At 67.6% G+C, this 13,932-nt stretch carries 11 protein-coding genes and 2 pseudogenes; 6 read left to right on the top strand and 7 right to left on the bottom strand.

Going from position 1 to position 13,932, the window contains the following annotated elements:
- Positions 1-26: 26 nt before the first annotated feature.
- The 5 genes from pnp to BMG07_RS22105 all read right to left on the bottom strand — a co-directional run bounded on the left by pnp (position 27) and on the right by BMG07_RS22105 (position 6,407).
- Entirely contained in the window at positions 27-2,351 is a 2,325-nt protein-coding gene (gene pnp, locus BMG07_RS22085) for a polyribonucleotide nucleotidyltransferase (RefSeq protein WP_198086337.1), read from the bottom strand.
- A 205-nt stretch (positions 2,352-2,556) separates the two neighbouring features.
- Complete coding sequence (gene rpsO, locus BMG07_RS22090; protein WP_056579564.1) at positions 2,557-2,823, bottom strand: 30S ribosomal protein S15; 267 nt, start codon at positions 2,821-2,823, stop codon at positions 2,557-2,559.
- 89 nt (positions 2,824-2,912) lie between these two features.
- Positions 2,913-3,848, bottom strand: a complete 936-nt coding sequence (locus BMG07_RS22095) for a DMT family transporter (protein WP_198086338.1) — start codon at positions 3,846-3,848, stop codon at positions 2,913-2,915.
- Positions 3,849-3,926: 78 nt separating this feature from the next.
- On the bottom strand, positions 3,927-5,102 hold the full coding sequence (locus BMG07_RS22100; RefSeq protein WP_198086339.1) for a pyridoxal phosphate-dependent aminotransferase: 1,176 nt from the start codon (positions 5,100-5,102) through the stop codon (positions 3,927-3,929).
- 24 nt (positions 5,103-5,126) lie between these two features.
- On the bottom strand, positions 5,127-6,407 hold the full coding sequence (locus BMG07_RS22105) for a branched-chain amino acid ABC transporter substrate-binding protein (protein ID WP_198086340.1): 1,281 nt from the start codon (positions 6,405-6,407) through the stop codon (positions 5,127-5,129).
- A 124-nt stretch (positions 6,408-6,531) separates the two neighbouring features.
- Between BMG07_RS22105 and BMG07_RS22110 the strand changes: the two genes are divergently transcribed.
- The gene (locus tag BMG07_RS22110) at positions 6,532-6,903 is read left to right on the top strand and encodes an Hsp20/alpha crystallin family protein (protein ID WP_198086341.1); all 372 of its coding nucleotides are present in this window, start codon (positions 6,532-6,534) and stop codon (positions 6,901-6,903) included.
- 189 nt (positions 6,904-7,092) lie between these two features.
- Positions 7,093-7,845: an alpha/beta hydrolase-fold protein gene (locus BMG07_RS22115; protein ID WP_198086342.1), complete on the top strand. Its 753-nt coding sequence runs from the start codon at positions 7,093-7,095 to the stop codon at positions 7,843-7,845.
- Here BMG07_RS22115 and tsaD read toward each other — a convergent pair.
- Positions 7,784-8,841, bottom strand: a pseudogene (gene tsaD / locus BMG07_RS22120) (tRNA (adenosine(37)-N6)-threonylcarbamoyltransferase complex transferase subunit TsaD). The gene BMG07_RS22115 and the pseudogene tsaD overlap by 62 nt on opposite strands.
- Before the next feature lie 109 nt (positions 8,842-8,950).
- Between tsaD and BMG07_RS22125 the strand changes: the two are divergent.
- The 4 genes from BMG07_RS22125 to BMG07_RS22140 all read left to right on the top strand — a co-directional run bounded on the left by BMG07_RS22125 (position 8,951) and on the right by BMG07_RS22140 (position 13,550).
- The gene (locus tag BMG07_RS22125) at positions 8,951-10,222 is read left to right on the top strand and encodes a nitrate regulatory protein (protein ID WP_198086343.1); all 1,272 of its coding nucleotides are present in this window, start codon (positions 8,951-8,953) and stop codon (positions 10,220-10,222) included.
- A 331-nt stretch (positions 10,223-10,553) separates the two neighbouring features.
- On the top strand, positions 10,554-11,798 hold the full coding sequence (locus BMG07_RS22130; RefSeq protein ID WP_198086344.1) for a CmpA/NrtA family ABC transporter substrate-binding protein: 1,245 nt from the start codon (positions 10,554-10,556) through the stop codon (positions 11,796-11,798).
- A 10-nt stretch (positions 11,799-11,808) separates the two neighbouring features.
- Positions 11,809-12,744, top strand: a complete 936-nt coding sequence (gene ntrB, locus BMG07_RS22135) for a nitrate ABC transporter permease (RefSeq protein ID WP_198086345.1) — start codon at positions 11,809-11,811, stop codon at positions 12,742-12,744.
- On the top strand, positions 12,741-13,550 hold the full coding sequence (locus BMG07_RS22140; RefSeq protein WP_198086346.1) for an ABC transporter ATP-binding protein: 810 nt from the start codon (positions 12,741-12,743) through the stop codon (positions 13,548-13,550). Before ntrB ends, BMG07_RS22140 begins: the two co-directional genes overlap by 4 nt.
- Before the next feature lie 31 nt (positions 13,551-13,581).
- On the opposite strand, the pseudogene BMG07_RS22145 reads toward BMG07_RS22140, so the two are convergent.
- Positions 13,582-13,932: pseudogene (locus BMG07_RS22145) on the bottom strand (antitermination regulator); the annotation flags it as partial.

The raw sequence follows: 13,932 nt of genomic DNA on the forward strand, positions 1-13,932 counted from the left end.
GGCCATGAGCCGCCGCTGCGCCCTTCTTACTCCTGAGGCTCGCGCGGGGCTTGCTGTTGCTGCTCGCCGGCCGGGGCCTGCGATTGCTCGTTGCGCGGCTGTTGCTGCTGGTCGTTGTAGCGCGGTGCGCGCTCGCCACGATCACCACCACGGTCGCCGCCGCGGTCGCCACGGTCCGAACGCTCACGGCGGTCGCCACGGTCACCGCGATCGCCGCGGTCTTCACGCGGCGGGCGCTCGCTGTATTCCATGCCGGCCGGACGCTCGGTCAGGGCCTTCATGGACAGCTTGACGCGGCCCTTTTCGTCGGTTTCCAGGACCTTGACCTTCACGATCTGGCCTTCGCTCAGATAGTCGGTCACCTTCTCGACGCGTTCGTGCGCGATCTGGCTGATGTGCAGCAGGCCGTCCTTGCCGGGCAGCAGGTTGATGAGCGCGCCGAAGTCCAGGATCTTGGTGACCGGACCTTCGTAGACCTTGCCGATTTCGACTTCGGCGGTGATCTGCTCGATGCGCTTCTTGGCCAGCTCGGCCTTTTCCGGATCGGTCGAGGCGATGGTGATGGTGCCGTCTTCGTCGATGTTGATCGTTGTGCCGGTTTCTTCCTGCAGGCCGCGGATGACCGAGCCGCCCTTGCCGATCACGTCGCGGATCTTCTCGGGGTTGATCTTCAGCGTGGTCAGGCGCGGTGCGAAGCTGGAGACTTCGGCCTTGGCCTCGCCCATGGCTTCCTGCATCTTGCCCAGGATGTGCATGCGCGCTTCCTTGGCTTGCGCCAGTGCGACCTGCATGATTTCCTTGGTGATGCCCTGGATCTTGATATCCATCTGCAGCGCGGTGATGCCGTTGGTGGTGCCGGCAACCTTGAAGTCCATGTCGCCCAGGTGATCTTCGTCGCCCAGGATGTCGGTCAGCACCGCGAAGCGGTTGTCTTCCTTGATCAGGCCCATGGCGATACCGGCCACGTGCGCCTTCATGGGCACGCCGGCGTCCATCATCGACAGGCAGCCGCCGCACACCGATGCCATCGACGACGAGCCGTTCGACTCGGTGATTTCCGAGACCACGCGAACCGTGTACGGGAACTCTTCCTTGGTCGGCAGCACGGCGACGAGCGCGCGCTTGGCCAGGCGGCCGTGGCCGATTTCGCGGCGCTTGGTCGAGCCCATGCGGCCCACTTCACCGGTGGCGAAGGGAGGCATGTTGTAGTGGAACAGGAAGCGGTCTTCGTACTCGCCGGCCAGCGCGTCGATGCGCTGTGCGTCGCGTTCGGTGCCCAGCGTGGTGATGACCAGCGCCTGCGTTTCGCCGCGCGTGAACAGGGCCGAACCGTGGGTGCGGGGCAGCACCGAGTTGCGGATTTCGATGGGGCGCACGGTGCGCGTGTCGCGGCCGTCGATGCGGGGTTCGCCCGACAGGATCTGGCTGCGAACGATCTTCGATTCGATCGAGAACAGCAGGTCGTTGACCTTGCCGGCGTCGAAGGGCTCGCCGCTTTCCTTGAGCGTGCTCATGACGCTGGCGTTGGCTTCGCGCAGGGCTTGCGTGCGGGCTTGCTTGCTGCGGATCTGGTAGACGGCGCGCAGCTTTTCTTCGGCCAGGCCCTTGACCTTGGCGACGAAGGCTTCGTCTTCGGCCGGCGCTTGCCAGTCCCACACCGGCTTGCCGGCGTCGCGCACGAGGTCATGGATCGCGTTGATGGCGATGCCGGCCTGTTCGTGGCCGAACACCACGCCGCCGAGCATGATTTCTTCGCTCAGTTGCTGGGCTTCGGACTCGACCATCAGCACGGCGGCTTGGGTGCCGGCGACGACGAGGTCCATCTGCGAATCCTTGCGGGCCGTCTGGCCCGGATTCAGCACGTACTGGCCGTTGATGTAGCCCACGCGCGCAGCGCCGATCGGGCCGCTGAACGGGATGCCGGAGATGGCCAACGCGGCGCTCACGCCGATCATGGCGGCGATGTCGGCGTCGACTTCAGGGTTGAGCGACACGGTGTGGATGACCACGTGCACTTCGTTCAGGAAGCCTTCGGGGAACAGCGGGCGGATCGGGCGGTCGATCAGGCGGCTGGTCAGCGTTTCGTGTTCGCTGGGCTTGGCTTCGCGCTTGAAGAAGCTGCCGGGGATCTTGCCCGCGGCGTAGGTCTTCTCGATGTAGTCGACGGTCAGCGGGAAAAAGTCTTGACCGGGCTTGGCCGACTTGGAGGCGACCACGGTCGCCAGGATCACGGTGCCGTCGATGTCGACCAGCACGGCGCCATTGGCCTGACGGGCGACTTCACCCGTTTCCATGACGACGGTCTTGTCGCCCCATTGGAAGGACTTGGTGACTTTGTTGAAGAGGCTCATTTTTGCTCCTGTTTTAATAGCAGACCACACAGAATCTGCAAGGGGCGGAGGCTTCTCAGAACACGATGCCATTCCAGCGAAGCTCGGGGCGAACTTCATTGGAATGACACAGCTTCGCTCTGTTTGGGCACTCCGAAAGTGGATCGCGAAGTAAAAAACGCCTGAGCTAGCGGACTAACCCAGGCGTTTTTTCATGCGATTCGGTTTACTTGCGCAGACCCAGCTTGGCGATCAGCGCGGTGTAACGTTCGGCATCCTTGGACTTCAGGTAGTCGAGGAGCTTGCGGCGGCGGCTCACCATGCGCAGCAGGCCGCGACGGCCGTGGTGGTCCTTGGCGTGCGTCTTGAAGTGGGGGGTGAGCTCGTTGATACGGGCGGTCAGCAGTGCGACTTGCACTTCGGGGCTGCCAGTGTCGTTGGCGGCGCGGGCGTTGTCCTTGACGACTTCGGCCTTGATGGAGGCTGCGATCATTTGATTTCCTTGTGTTCCGGGATGTTTGACTTGCGGTGAGCACTGGAACTGCCCCCACCGTGCGCCTTGCGGCATGCAAAGCCTCGGGATTATAGCTCGGCGACTTTCAGCGGGCTTTCGCTCCCCCTGGAAGCCCTTCCGTCGAGGGAGGCCAGCCCCATCGCGCCCAGCACGCATGCGGCGCCGACGACCTGCGCCAGGCTGATGCTTTCGCCCAGCCAGAGTGCCGCAAGTACCAGCGCCGACACCGGCAGGACGGCCGTGAACAGCGCCGCCTCGGCCCCGCGCAGCCGCGCCGAGCCGGCAAACCACAGAACGAAGCCCAGCACCGTCGGCACCAGCGCGTAGTAGGCGACGCCGGCCAGCGCCTCCACCGGCACGGGGCGCTCCCAGGCCCGCTCGAACAGCGCCGGCACCAGCGACAGCAGCAGCCCGAAGGCCGTCATGAGCGTCGACAGCGCCAGCGGGCGCACCGGCACGCGCAACCGCTTGTTGAGCAGGATGAACATCGCCTCGCAGACGACCGCGCCAAGCACCAGCAGGTTGCCCAGCATCGCCGCGGGGGATTTCGAGTCGCTCGCCGAAACCGCCCCCGATCCGGGCCAACTGATCGCCAGCACACCCGCCGTCGCCAGCACGATGCTGCCCACCAGGTAGCGCCCCGGCCGCTCGCGCAGCGCGATCACGGCCACCAGCGCCGCCACCGCCGGCAAGGTGCCTGCCACGACGCCCGCGCTGGCGGCCGGCGCCCAGCGCACGCCCATGATCAGCAGCACGGTGTAGCCCACGCTGCCCAGCCCCGCCTGGCACAGCAGCAACGCCAGGTCGCGCCGGTCGGGCCGCGGCCACGGCGTGCGGGTCAGCCGCAGCAGCACCAGGAACACCGGCAGCGCCATCGCGAACCGCAGCGCGGTGGCCGTGAACGGCGGCAACCCGCCCGCGATGACCTTGCTCGCCACCACCGTGCTGCCCACCGTGACCATCGCCAGCGCGCACAGCGCCATGCCCTTCAACCGTTCCGACATGCCAGACCTTTCGTTTCACAGAAAAGTCCGAGCTTCGCGGCCCGCCCGCGCCGCGTATTGAACGAAATTGCAGCCGGCTCAGCCCTTTCGGGACTGCGGCTGCTCCGCCAGCCAGTGGCGCAGGCGCTCCACGCCCTTCACCAGCCGCTGCGGGTCCTTGGAGGCGAAGCACCAGCGCAGCCAGCCTTGCGCCTCGGGCGCAAAGGCGTTGCCCGGCGCGAGCCCCAGGCCCGCCTCGGCCACCAGCCGCTTGGCCACGTCGAGCGAATCGCTGAAGCCTTCGAGCCGGAAGAAGGCGTACATGCCGCCCTTGGCCGGCGCCACCTGCACGCCCGGCACGTCCGCCAGCAGCGGCACCAGCGTGTCGCGGCACAGCTTCAGGTGCGCCACCACGCGCGGCGTGATCTCGGCCGTGTGCGCGATGGCCGTGATGGCCGCGCGCTGCGTGAACACGCTCGCGCACGAGGTGTTGAACTCGATCAGCTTGCCGATGCCGTCCACCATCGACGGCGGCAGCACCAGCCAGCCGAGGCGCCAGCCCGTCATGAGGAAGCTCTTCGAAAAACTGTGCGTCACGACCAGGCGGTCGTCGGGCGTCGAGATGTCGAGAAAGCTCGGCGCGCAGGCGTTGGGCGTGGGCTCGAAGTACAGCCGCTCGTACACCTCGTCGGCCAGGATCCAGGTGCCGGTCTGGCGGCAGTGGTCGAGCACGGCCTGCTGCTCGTCGCGCGTCATGGTCCAGCCCGTCGGGTTGTTGGGTGCGTTGACGATCAGCAGTTTGGTCTTCGAGGTGACCGCGGCGCGCAGCGCGGGCAGGTCGAGCGTCCATTGCCCGTTCACCGGCACCAGCGGCAGCGTGTGCACGCGCGCGCCCATGATCGCGGGCTGCGCCGTGAGGTTGGGCCACACCGGCGTGACGGCCACCACTTCGTCGCCCGCATCGACCAGCGCCTGCACCGCCAGCATCAGCGCGCTCACGCCGCCCGAGGTGACGGCGATGCGCGAGGCGTCGACCTTCGGATGCAGCCCGCTGGTGTAGCGCGCGATGGCCTCGCGCAGCTCGGGCAGGCCGAGGTTGTGCGAGTAGAAGGTTTCGCCGCGCTGCAGCGATTCGATGGCTGACTGGCGGATCACCTCGGGCGTCACCTCGTCGCTCTCGCCGAACCAGAAGGCCAGCACGTCGTCGCGGCCCATGCCGGCATTGGCGACTTCGCGGATCTTCGATGCTTCGAGGTTGTGGATGGCTTCACGCATGTCTGGTTGTCCTGTTCTTCATGATCACGGTCGCTTCATCTTGCACGAGGTCGGCAGCTCGGCGCGTTCGGGGGCGATGGTCTTGACCACGCGAAAGCCGTAGCCCGAACCCTCGACGTCGAACTGCACGCCCGGCCTGCCCTGCCGGTCCATCACGCCGACCACGAGCTGCTGCTGGAACTGATGGTCCGCCGCGCGCATGCGGCCGCGCTGGCCGTACAGGCTCACGTCGGCCTGCTCCAGCGCACGCGCGACCTGCACGGTGTCGACGCTGCCCGCGCGCTCGACGGCCTGCGCCAGCGACTCGACGAGCAGCTGCAGCCGCATGTGCACGTAGTCGTCGGCCGGCTTGGGAAAGCGCGCGCGGAACGCCCGGTAGAAGGCCTCGGACTGCGCCGTCTGCACATTCGGCAGCCAGTCGGCCACCGCGATCACGCGGCCGATGCCCGCATCGCCGATGGCGGCCGGCGCGCCGAGCGCGTTGCCGTAGAAGGTATAGAAGGTGCCGTTGAAGCCGGCCTCGCGCGCGGCCTTCACGAGCAGCGTGAGGTCGTTGCCCCAGTTGCCCGTGAACACGGCCTGCGCGCCGCTCGCAATGATCTTGGTGGCGTAAGGCGCGAAGTCCTTCACCTTGCCCATCGGGTGCAGCTCGTCGCCGACGATCTCCACGTCGGGCCGCTGCGCGCCGAGCTGGCGGCGCGCCTCGCGCAGCACCGACTGGCCGAAGCTGTAGTCCTGCCCGATCAGGTACGCGCGCTTGAGCGCCGCGTCGTCTTTCACCACGTCCATCAGCGCGGCCATGCGCATGTCGGCATGCGCGTCGAAGCGGAAGTGCCAGAAGCTGCAGCGCTCGTTGGTGAGCACCGGATCGACCGCCGCGTAGTTCAGGAAGATCACGCGCCGCGATGCATCGCGTTCGTTGTTCTTCTCGATGGCATCGACCAGCGCCGATGCCGTGGCCGACGAGTTGCCCTGCAGCACGATGCGCGCGCCGTCGTCGATCGCGGCGCGCAATGCGGACAGGGCTTCTTCGTTCTGGCCCTTGCTGTCGTAGCGGTCCAGTTGCAAGGGCCGCGCGCCGCCCGGCAGCTTGACGCCGCCGCGCGCGTTCACACGTTCGACGGCCCACAGCAGGTTGCGGAACACCGCCTCGCCGGTGTTGGCGAACGGGCCGCTCATGCTCTCGATCAGCGCCAGGCGAATGGGGGCGGGCTGCGGTTGCGCCAGCGCGGCGAAGGGTCTCGCGCATAGCGCCAGCGCTGCGAATTTCAAGGCCTCGCGACGCCAAATAAAGGGGGGATTCATTGTCTTGAAACGCGTGCCGCTGCGCCTAGATGAGGTGTCAAGCGGCACTCAACGATGGAACGGCCGCGCAGTGTAAGGGACACACATTCTTGTCCCCATTGTGTTCATTCAGGAGTTCTTCACCATGTTTTTCGCACCCACTCTCCGCACCGCCCGCTTCGCTCCGCGCGCCTACGACCGCGCCTTCGAACGCTTCGCCAGCGAGGCCCTCGCCGGCACCCGCCGTTCGCCCCTCGTGGAACAGGACGACAAGAGCTGGACCCTCTCGCTCGACGTGCCGGGCTTCGCGCGTGAAGACCTCGCGATCAGCATCGAAGGCGCCGTGCTGCGCATCGACAGCAAGGCCGAAGCCAAGCGCCAGTTCAAGGCCGCCTACGAGCTGCCGCAGGACATCGACGTGGCCACCAGCGAAGCGAGGCTCGAGAACGGCGTGCTCACGCTGAAGCTCGGAAAGCTGGTGCCGGTGAGCCAGGCCGCGCAGTTGCAAATCAACTAGTTCGGCCTATGCCCACAAGAAGAAAGTGTCAGTAAAGGCTTCTTTTTGACTTTGAACATGCTCCCTATTCACAATAGGGCCGCATAACGTCACATGATGTGACGTTTTCTTAGTACTTTCTTCTTCGTGGGCGTCTCGTAAACGCATCGAGTTCCATGACGGTGCGGGTCGGGTGCCCCTCATGGCACCATGAAAACACACCTTCAACCTGCAAATCCCACCGAACAATCCGACACGCTCCTGGTCTTTTTGCCGGGTGCGTACCTCAAGCCCGACGAGTTCGAGCGCGAGGGTTTCATCAGCGCCGTGCGGGAGCGCCACCTCGCGGCCGACGCGCTGCTGGTCGACGCCGACGTGTCGTACTACTACGACCAGACGCTCAGCGAACGGCTGCACGCGGACGTCATCGCCCCGCAGCGCGCCAACGGCTACAAGGCCATCTGGCTCGTGGGCATTTCGATCGGCGGCTTCGGCGCGCTGATTCACGAACTGGCGCGTCCGGGCTCGGTGGACGGCATCGTGGCGCTGGCGCCCTACCTCGGGCGCCGCGTGCTCGGCGCGGAAATCAAGAAGGCCGGCGGCCTGCGCGCCTGGCAAGCGCCCACGGGCCCGCAGCCCGACGAGGAACCCGACCGCAAGCTGTGGCCCTTCTTCCAGCAATACCTCGCGGCGCAGCCGTCGAAGAACCTGCCGCCGCTGTACCTGGGGTTCGGCCTCGAAGACCGCTTTGCCAGCAACCACAAGCTGCTGGCCGATGCCCTGCCCCCGGGCCGCGTGTTCACCACCGAAGGCGGCCACGACTGGCCGCAGTGGCGCCAGCTCTGGCGCAATGTGCTGGACGTGCTGCCGCTGCCGGCGCTCGGCCGGGCACGCCAATCTGTTACGCAGTCTCCGGCAGCGGCGCCCCGGCAGACAGCGATGCCATTGGCCATCGCGGTTTGACGTCGAAGGCGTAGCGCTCGCTCGCCTGCGACAGGCCCGACTGCAAACGCATCGCGGCGGCCATGGCGATCATGGCGCCGTTGTCGGTGCACAGGTGCAGCTCGGGGTAGTGCACCCGCACCTTGCGCCTGGCGCACGCGGCATTCAGCTGCTCGCGCAGGTTCTTGTTCGCACCCACCCCGCCGGCCACCACCAGCCGCTTCAGGCCGGTCTGGTCGAGCGCCGAGAGCGACTTCTTCAGCAGCACTTCGACGATGGCCGCCTGCGTGGACGCCGCCAGGTCGGCCTTGTTCGCCTCGAGCTGGTCGCCGAGCTTCTTGGCCTGGGTGAGCACCGCCGTCTTCAGGCCGGCGAATGAAAAGTCGAGGTCACCGCTGTGCAGCAGCGGGCGCGGCAGCTTGAACGCCGTGGCGCTGCCGCCCTCGGCCAGCTTGGCGAGCCACGGGCCGCCGGGGTACGGCAGGCCCATGAGCTTGGCGCTCTTGTCGAAGGCTTCGCCGGCCGCGTCGTCGATGGTCTCGCCGAGCAGTTCGTAGCGCCCCACGCCGTCCACGCGCATCAGCTGCGTATGACCGCCCGACACCAGCAGCGCCACGAACGGAAACTCCGGCGGGTCGGCGCTCAGGAACGGCGACAGCAGATGCCCTTCGAGGTGATGCACGCCCAGCACCGGCTTGCCCAGCGCCACGCCCAGCGCGCAGGCCACGCCGGCGCCCACGAGCAGCGCACCCGCCAGGCCGGGGCCGCGCGTGTAGGCCACCACTCGACCTCGCCGAGCGCGCGCCCGGCCTCGGCCATGACGGCTTCAGTGAGCGGCAGCACGCGGCGGATGTGGTCGCGGCTGGCCAGTTCGGGCACCACGCCGCCGTAGGCCTGGTGCATGGCGATCTGGCTGTGCAGCGCGTGCGAAAGCAGCACCGGCAGCGCGTCGCCGTGCGACTCGACCAGCGCCACGCCGGTTTCATCGCAGGATGATTCGATTCCCAACAAGAGCATGGCGTCGAGTGTAGGTGGCGCCCGCCGGGGTCGCCCGCGAAGGGGCAAACGCACGCCAGAGGCACGGATGTTGCAACACCCCTGCACAGCCCCGCAGGCCCCTCCCACCATGAAGTCCGGACTGAGTTTTCTGATCGCCGCCCGCCGCTGCGAAATCGACGAGCTGGACCAGCTCGCGCGCACCAGCGAACTGGTCGGCGTGATCGGCCGGCTGGTGCATGCGCTGCAGCGCGAGCGCGGCATGTCGAACGTGTTCCTGGCCTCGCAGGGCGGGCGCTTCGGCGAGCAGCGCGCGCCGCAGATCGCCGAATGCCTGGCGCTGGAGCAGGCAGTGCGCGCGGGCTTCGACCAGCTCGAGGCCGAGAACCACCGCGGCGTCGGCCCCGGCAACGGCGCCCGCCTGTTCAGCCGCATCGCCTGGGTGCTGCCCGGCCTGGACGCCCTGCCCGCGCTGCGCCGCCGCATCGACGCGCTCGAGCTCAAGCCCGCGCAATCGACCGCCGCCTTCGCCAAGCTCGTCGCGGGCCTGTTGTCGGTGGTGTTCGAGGCGGCCGACGGCGCCACCGACCCCGAGATCTCGCGCCTGCTGGTCGCGATGTTCAACTTCATGCAGGGCAAGGAGTTCGCGGGCCAGGAGCGTGCCTTCGGCGCCGCCGCGCTGGCAACCGGCCACGGCGACGAAGCGCGGCGCCTGCAGTGGCTGCACCTGATCGAATCGCAGGAGCGCTGCTTCCAGGTGTTCGGCGACTTCTCGGGCAGCGCGGTGCTGGCGCTGTGGCGCGAGCGCCAGTCCGACAGCGTGCTGGCCGAGCTCGAGCGCATGCGCCGCACGGGCGCGGGCCCGGGCGCACCCGATGCCGCGCTGAGCCAGGCCTGGTTCGACTGCTGCACGCGCCGCATCGACGCCATGAAGACGGTCGAAGACCGCCTCGCCGCCGACCTGCGCGCCCTGTGCGACCGCAAGACCGCGCAGGCGCGCAGCGAGCTGCAGGCCTATCAGCAGTTGCTCGACACGCTGGCCCCGCAGACCCACGGCGCCCTGTTCTTCGACGACGCCGACGCACAGGCGGCCGCGCCCGCGCAGTTCGGGCGTCACCTCGAGCGCTCGGTGCTCGACATGGTCCAGGAGCAGTCGCAGCGGCTGCAGGCCATGAGCGACGAGCTCGACACCGTGCGCGCCTCGCTCAACGAACGCAAGCTCGTCGAGCGCGCCAAGGGCCTCCTGATGGCCCACCGCCGCATGACCGAGCAGGAGGCGCACAAGATGCTGCGCCAGACCGCCATGAACCAGGGCCGCCGGCTCATCGAGGTGGCCGAGTCGGTGCTGTCGATGGCCGACTACCTGCCCGCGCCCGACCGCGCGCCGCCGCCCCTGCGCTGAACACGTTCAATTTGGTGCAGCGCACAACAACCGTGCCTGCCGCGCATCTCGGGGCGAAGCCGGCGCACCCCGCGCCACCCGGCCGCCCGCCGCTACTTTCCCGATAGCGGCCACCCCGCCGCGAAGGCTGGCACACCGCTTGCAAGCAACCAACGCACAGGCCTTCACCGGCCTTCAGGCAGGCAGCACCCAACGGCGGGTGCGACCCACCGAATCGGACAAAGGCGTCCCCATCCCGCAAGCTCGTTTTCGAGCAGCCCCTGCGCGGTGCGGACGCCTTTTCGTTTTTGCCTTTCTTGTTTTTGTTCGCCATCAACCGGAGCCCCGACCCATGACCGACCTGCTCACCACCCGCCTCAGCCGACGCCGCGTCCTGCAAGCCGCCGCCATCGGCGCCGTGGGCATCGACCCCGCACTGCGCGCGGCCGTCTGGGCCCAGGGCTCGGACAAGCCCGAGAAGGAAGAAGTGAAGATCGGCTTCATCCCGCTGACCGACTGCGCCAGCGTGGTGATGGCCTCGGTGCTGGGCATCGACAAGAAGTACGGCGTGAAGATCGTCCCCAGCAAGGAGGCCAGCTGGGCCGGCGTGCGCGACAAGCTCGCCAACGGCGACCTCGACATGGCGCACGTGCTCTACGGCCTGGTCTACGGCATGCACCTGGGCCTGAGCGGCCCCAAGAAGGACATGGCCGTGCTCATGACCCTGAACAACAACGGCCAGGCCATCACGCTGTCCAAGAAATTGGCCGACAAGGGCGCGGTCGACGCGGCGTCGCTGGCCAAGCTCATCGCCAGCGAGAAGCGCGAATACACCTTCGCGCAGACCTTCCCCACGGGCACGCACGCCATGTGGCTGTACTACTGGCTGGCCTCGGCAGGCATCGACCCCTTCAAGGACGTGAAGAACATCACCGTGCCGCCGCCGCAGATGGTGGCCAACATGCGCGTGGGCAACATGGACGGCTACTGCGTGGGCGAGCCCTGGGGCCAGCGCGCCATCATGGACGGCATCGGCATCACGGCCATCACCACGCAGGACATCTGGAAGGACCACCCCGAGAAGGTGCTGGGCACCACGTCCGACTTCGTGAAGAAGTACCCCAACACCGCGCGCGCCGTGACCGCGGCCATCCTCGAGGCCAGCAAGTGGATCGACGCCGGCCTGCAGAACAAGAACAAGATGGCCGAGACCATCGCCGACAAGAGCTACGTCAACACCAGCGTGGACGCCATCAACCAGCGCATCCTGGGCCGCTACACCAACGGCCTGGGCAAGAGCTGGGACGACCCGAACTTCATGAAGTTCTACAACGGCGGCGCCGTGAACTTCCCCTACCTGTCGGACGGCATGTGGTTCCTCACGCAGCACAAGCGCTGGGGCCTGCTGAAGGAACACCCCGACTACCTGAAGGTGGCCACCGAGATCAACCGCATCGACATCTACAAGCAGGCCGCCACGGCCACGCAGACGCCGGTGCCCAAGGACGCGATGCGCACCAGCAAGCTGTTCGACGGCTCGGTCTGGGACGGCAAGGACCCGAAGAAGTACGCCGATTCATTCAAGCTTCATGCATAGGGAGAACACCATGGTCAGCGCAGTCTTCCATTCGCCGCTCGACGCGGCTGCCGCCAAGGCGGCGCCCATCGTCGCGGCAAAGCCGATGCCCGCCGTGGCAATCGCCGCGGCAGTTGCAGTTGCACCGGCACCCGCTCCCGAACCCAGGACGCGTACGCCCCTGGACCTGCGCGCATTCTGGATGCGCGTGCTGCCGCCGCTCGCGGGCTTCGGCCTGCTGCTGCTGATCTGGGAAATCGTGGCCATGAAAAGCACCACGGGCTTCCCCACGCCGGCCGCGACCTGGCAGCAGGCCCTGACCGTGTTCAGCGACCCGTTCTACAGCAAGGGCCCGAACGACCAGGGCGTGGGCTGGAACGTGCTGTCGTCGCTGCAGCGCGTGGCGCTGGGCTTCGGCCTCGCGGCGCTGGTGGGCATTCCGGCGGGCTTTGCCATCGGGCGCTTCGAGTTCCTGGCGCGCATGTTCAACCCGCTGATCAGCCTGCTGCGCCCGGTGTCGCCGCTGGCGTGGCTGCCCATCGGCCTGCTGGTGTTCAAGGGCGCCAACCCGGCCGCCATCTGGACCATCTTCATCTGCTCGATCTGGCCGATGGTCATCAACACGGCGGTGGGCGTGCAGCGCGTGCCCAGCGACTACATGAACGTGGCCAAGGTGCTGAACCTCAGCGAATGGAAGATCCTCACCAAGATCCTGTTTCCCGCCGTGCTGCCCTACATGCTCACCGGCGTGCGGCTGGCCGTGGGCACCGCATGGCTGGTGATCGTGGCGGCCGAGATGCTCACGGGCGGCGTCGGCATCGGCTTCTGGGTGTGGGACGAGTGGAACAACCTCAACGTCGCCAACATCATCATCGCGATCTTCGTGATCGGCATCGTCGGCCTGGTGCTGGAGTTCGCGCTCATCAAGCTCGCCACCGCGTTCACGTTCGAAGAGGTGAAGTCATGAGCAGCGACGGCAAGTACATCGAGATCCACGACGTCGAGCAGGCCTTCAAGACGCCCAAGGGCCGCTTCGTCGCGCTGCGCGACGTGAACCTGCACGTGGCCAAGGGTGAGTTCATCACGCTCATCGGGCACTCGGGCTGCGGCAAGTCGACGCTGCTGAACCTGATAGCCGGGCTCACCGCGCCCACGCAGGGCGTGCTGCTGTGCGCCAACAAGGAAATCAAGGGCCCCGGCCCCGAGCGCGCGGTGGTGTTCCAGAACCACTCGCTGCTGCCCTGGCTCACCTGCTTCGAGAATGTGTACCTCGCGGTCGAGCGCGTGTTCGCGGCCACCGAGAGCAAGGCGCAATTGCGCGAGCGCACCGACGCCGCGCTGGCGCTGGTCGGCCTCACGCCGGCCGCGCAGAAGCGCCCCGGCGAAATCTCCGGCGGCATGAAGCAGCGCGTGGGCATTGCGCGCGCGCTGTCGATGGAGCCCAAGGTGCTGCTGATGGACGAGCCCTTCGGCGCGCTCGACGCCCTCACCCGCGCCAAGCTGCAGGACGAGTTGCTGGCCATCGTGCAGAAGACGCACAGCACCGTGGTCATGGTCACGCACGACGTCGACGAGGCCGTGCTGCTGAGCGACCGCATCGTGATGCTGACCAACGGCCCGGCCGCCACCATCGGCGACGTGCTGCGCGTGGACATCGCGCGCCCGCGCAACCGCGTCGAGCTGGCCGAGGACCCGGCCTACGTGCACGCCCGCAAGGCGGTGATCGATTTCCTCTATACGCGCCAGGCGCACGTAGAGAAGACCGCGGCCTGACGCGGCACCAGGCGCGCCAGCAAGACCGGCGTCAGGACATGATCACTTGCAGGCTGTGCTCATACGAAGCCGTGAGGCGCTCGAAGGTGTCGACCAGCGCGTCGCTGGAGCGCACCAGCGTGGCACGGCCGTCGGCGCTGTCCAGCGCGTGCACGCCGCCCACCAGCCGCAGCCATTCGTCGCGCGCGGTCGCCAGCGCGGCGCGGATGTCGGCGGTGCTCAGCGGCGCGCGCTCCAGCTCGAGCAGCGCCGCCTCGAACTCGCCCATGATCGGCGCCCACCGCGTGTTCGCGGCCTTCTCCTTCAGCGCCGCGGCCAGCAGCGCCTCCTTGGCCAGCCGCTGCGCGCGCATGCGCTGCGCCCGCAGATGTTGATGATGCGC

Origin of the sequence: Variovorax sp. E3 (assembly GCF_016082275.1) — a bacterium.
Classification (GTDB): Bacteria; Pseudomonadota; Gammaproteobacteria; order Burkholderiales; family Burkholderiaceae_C; genus Variovorax.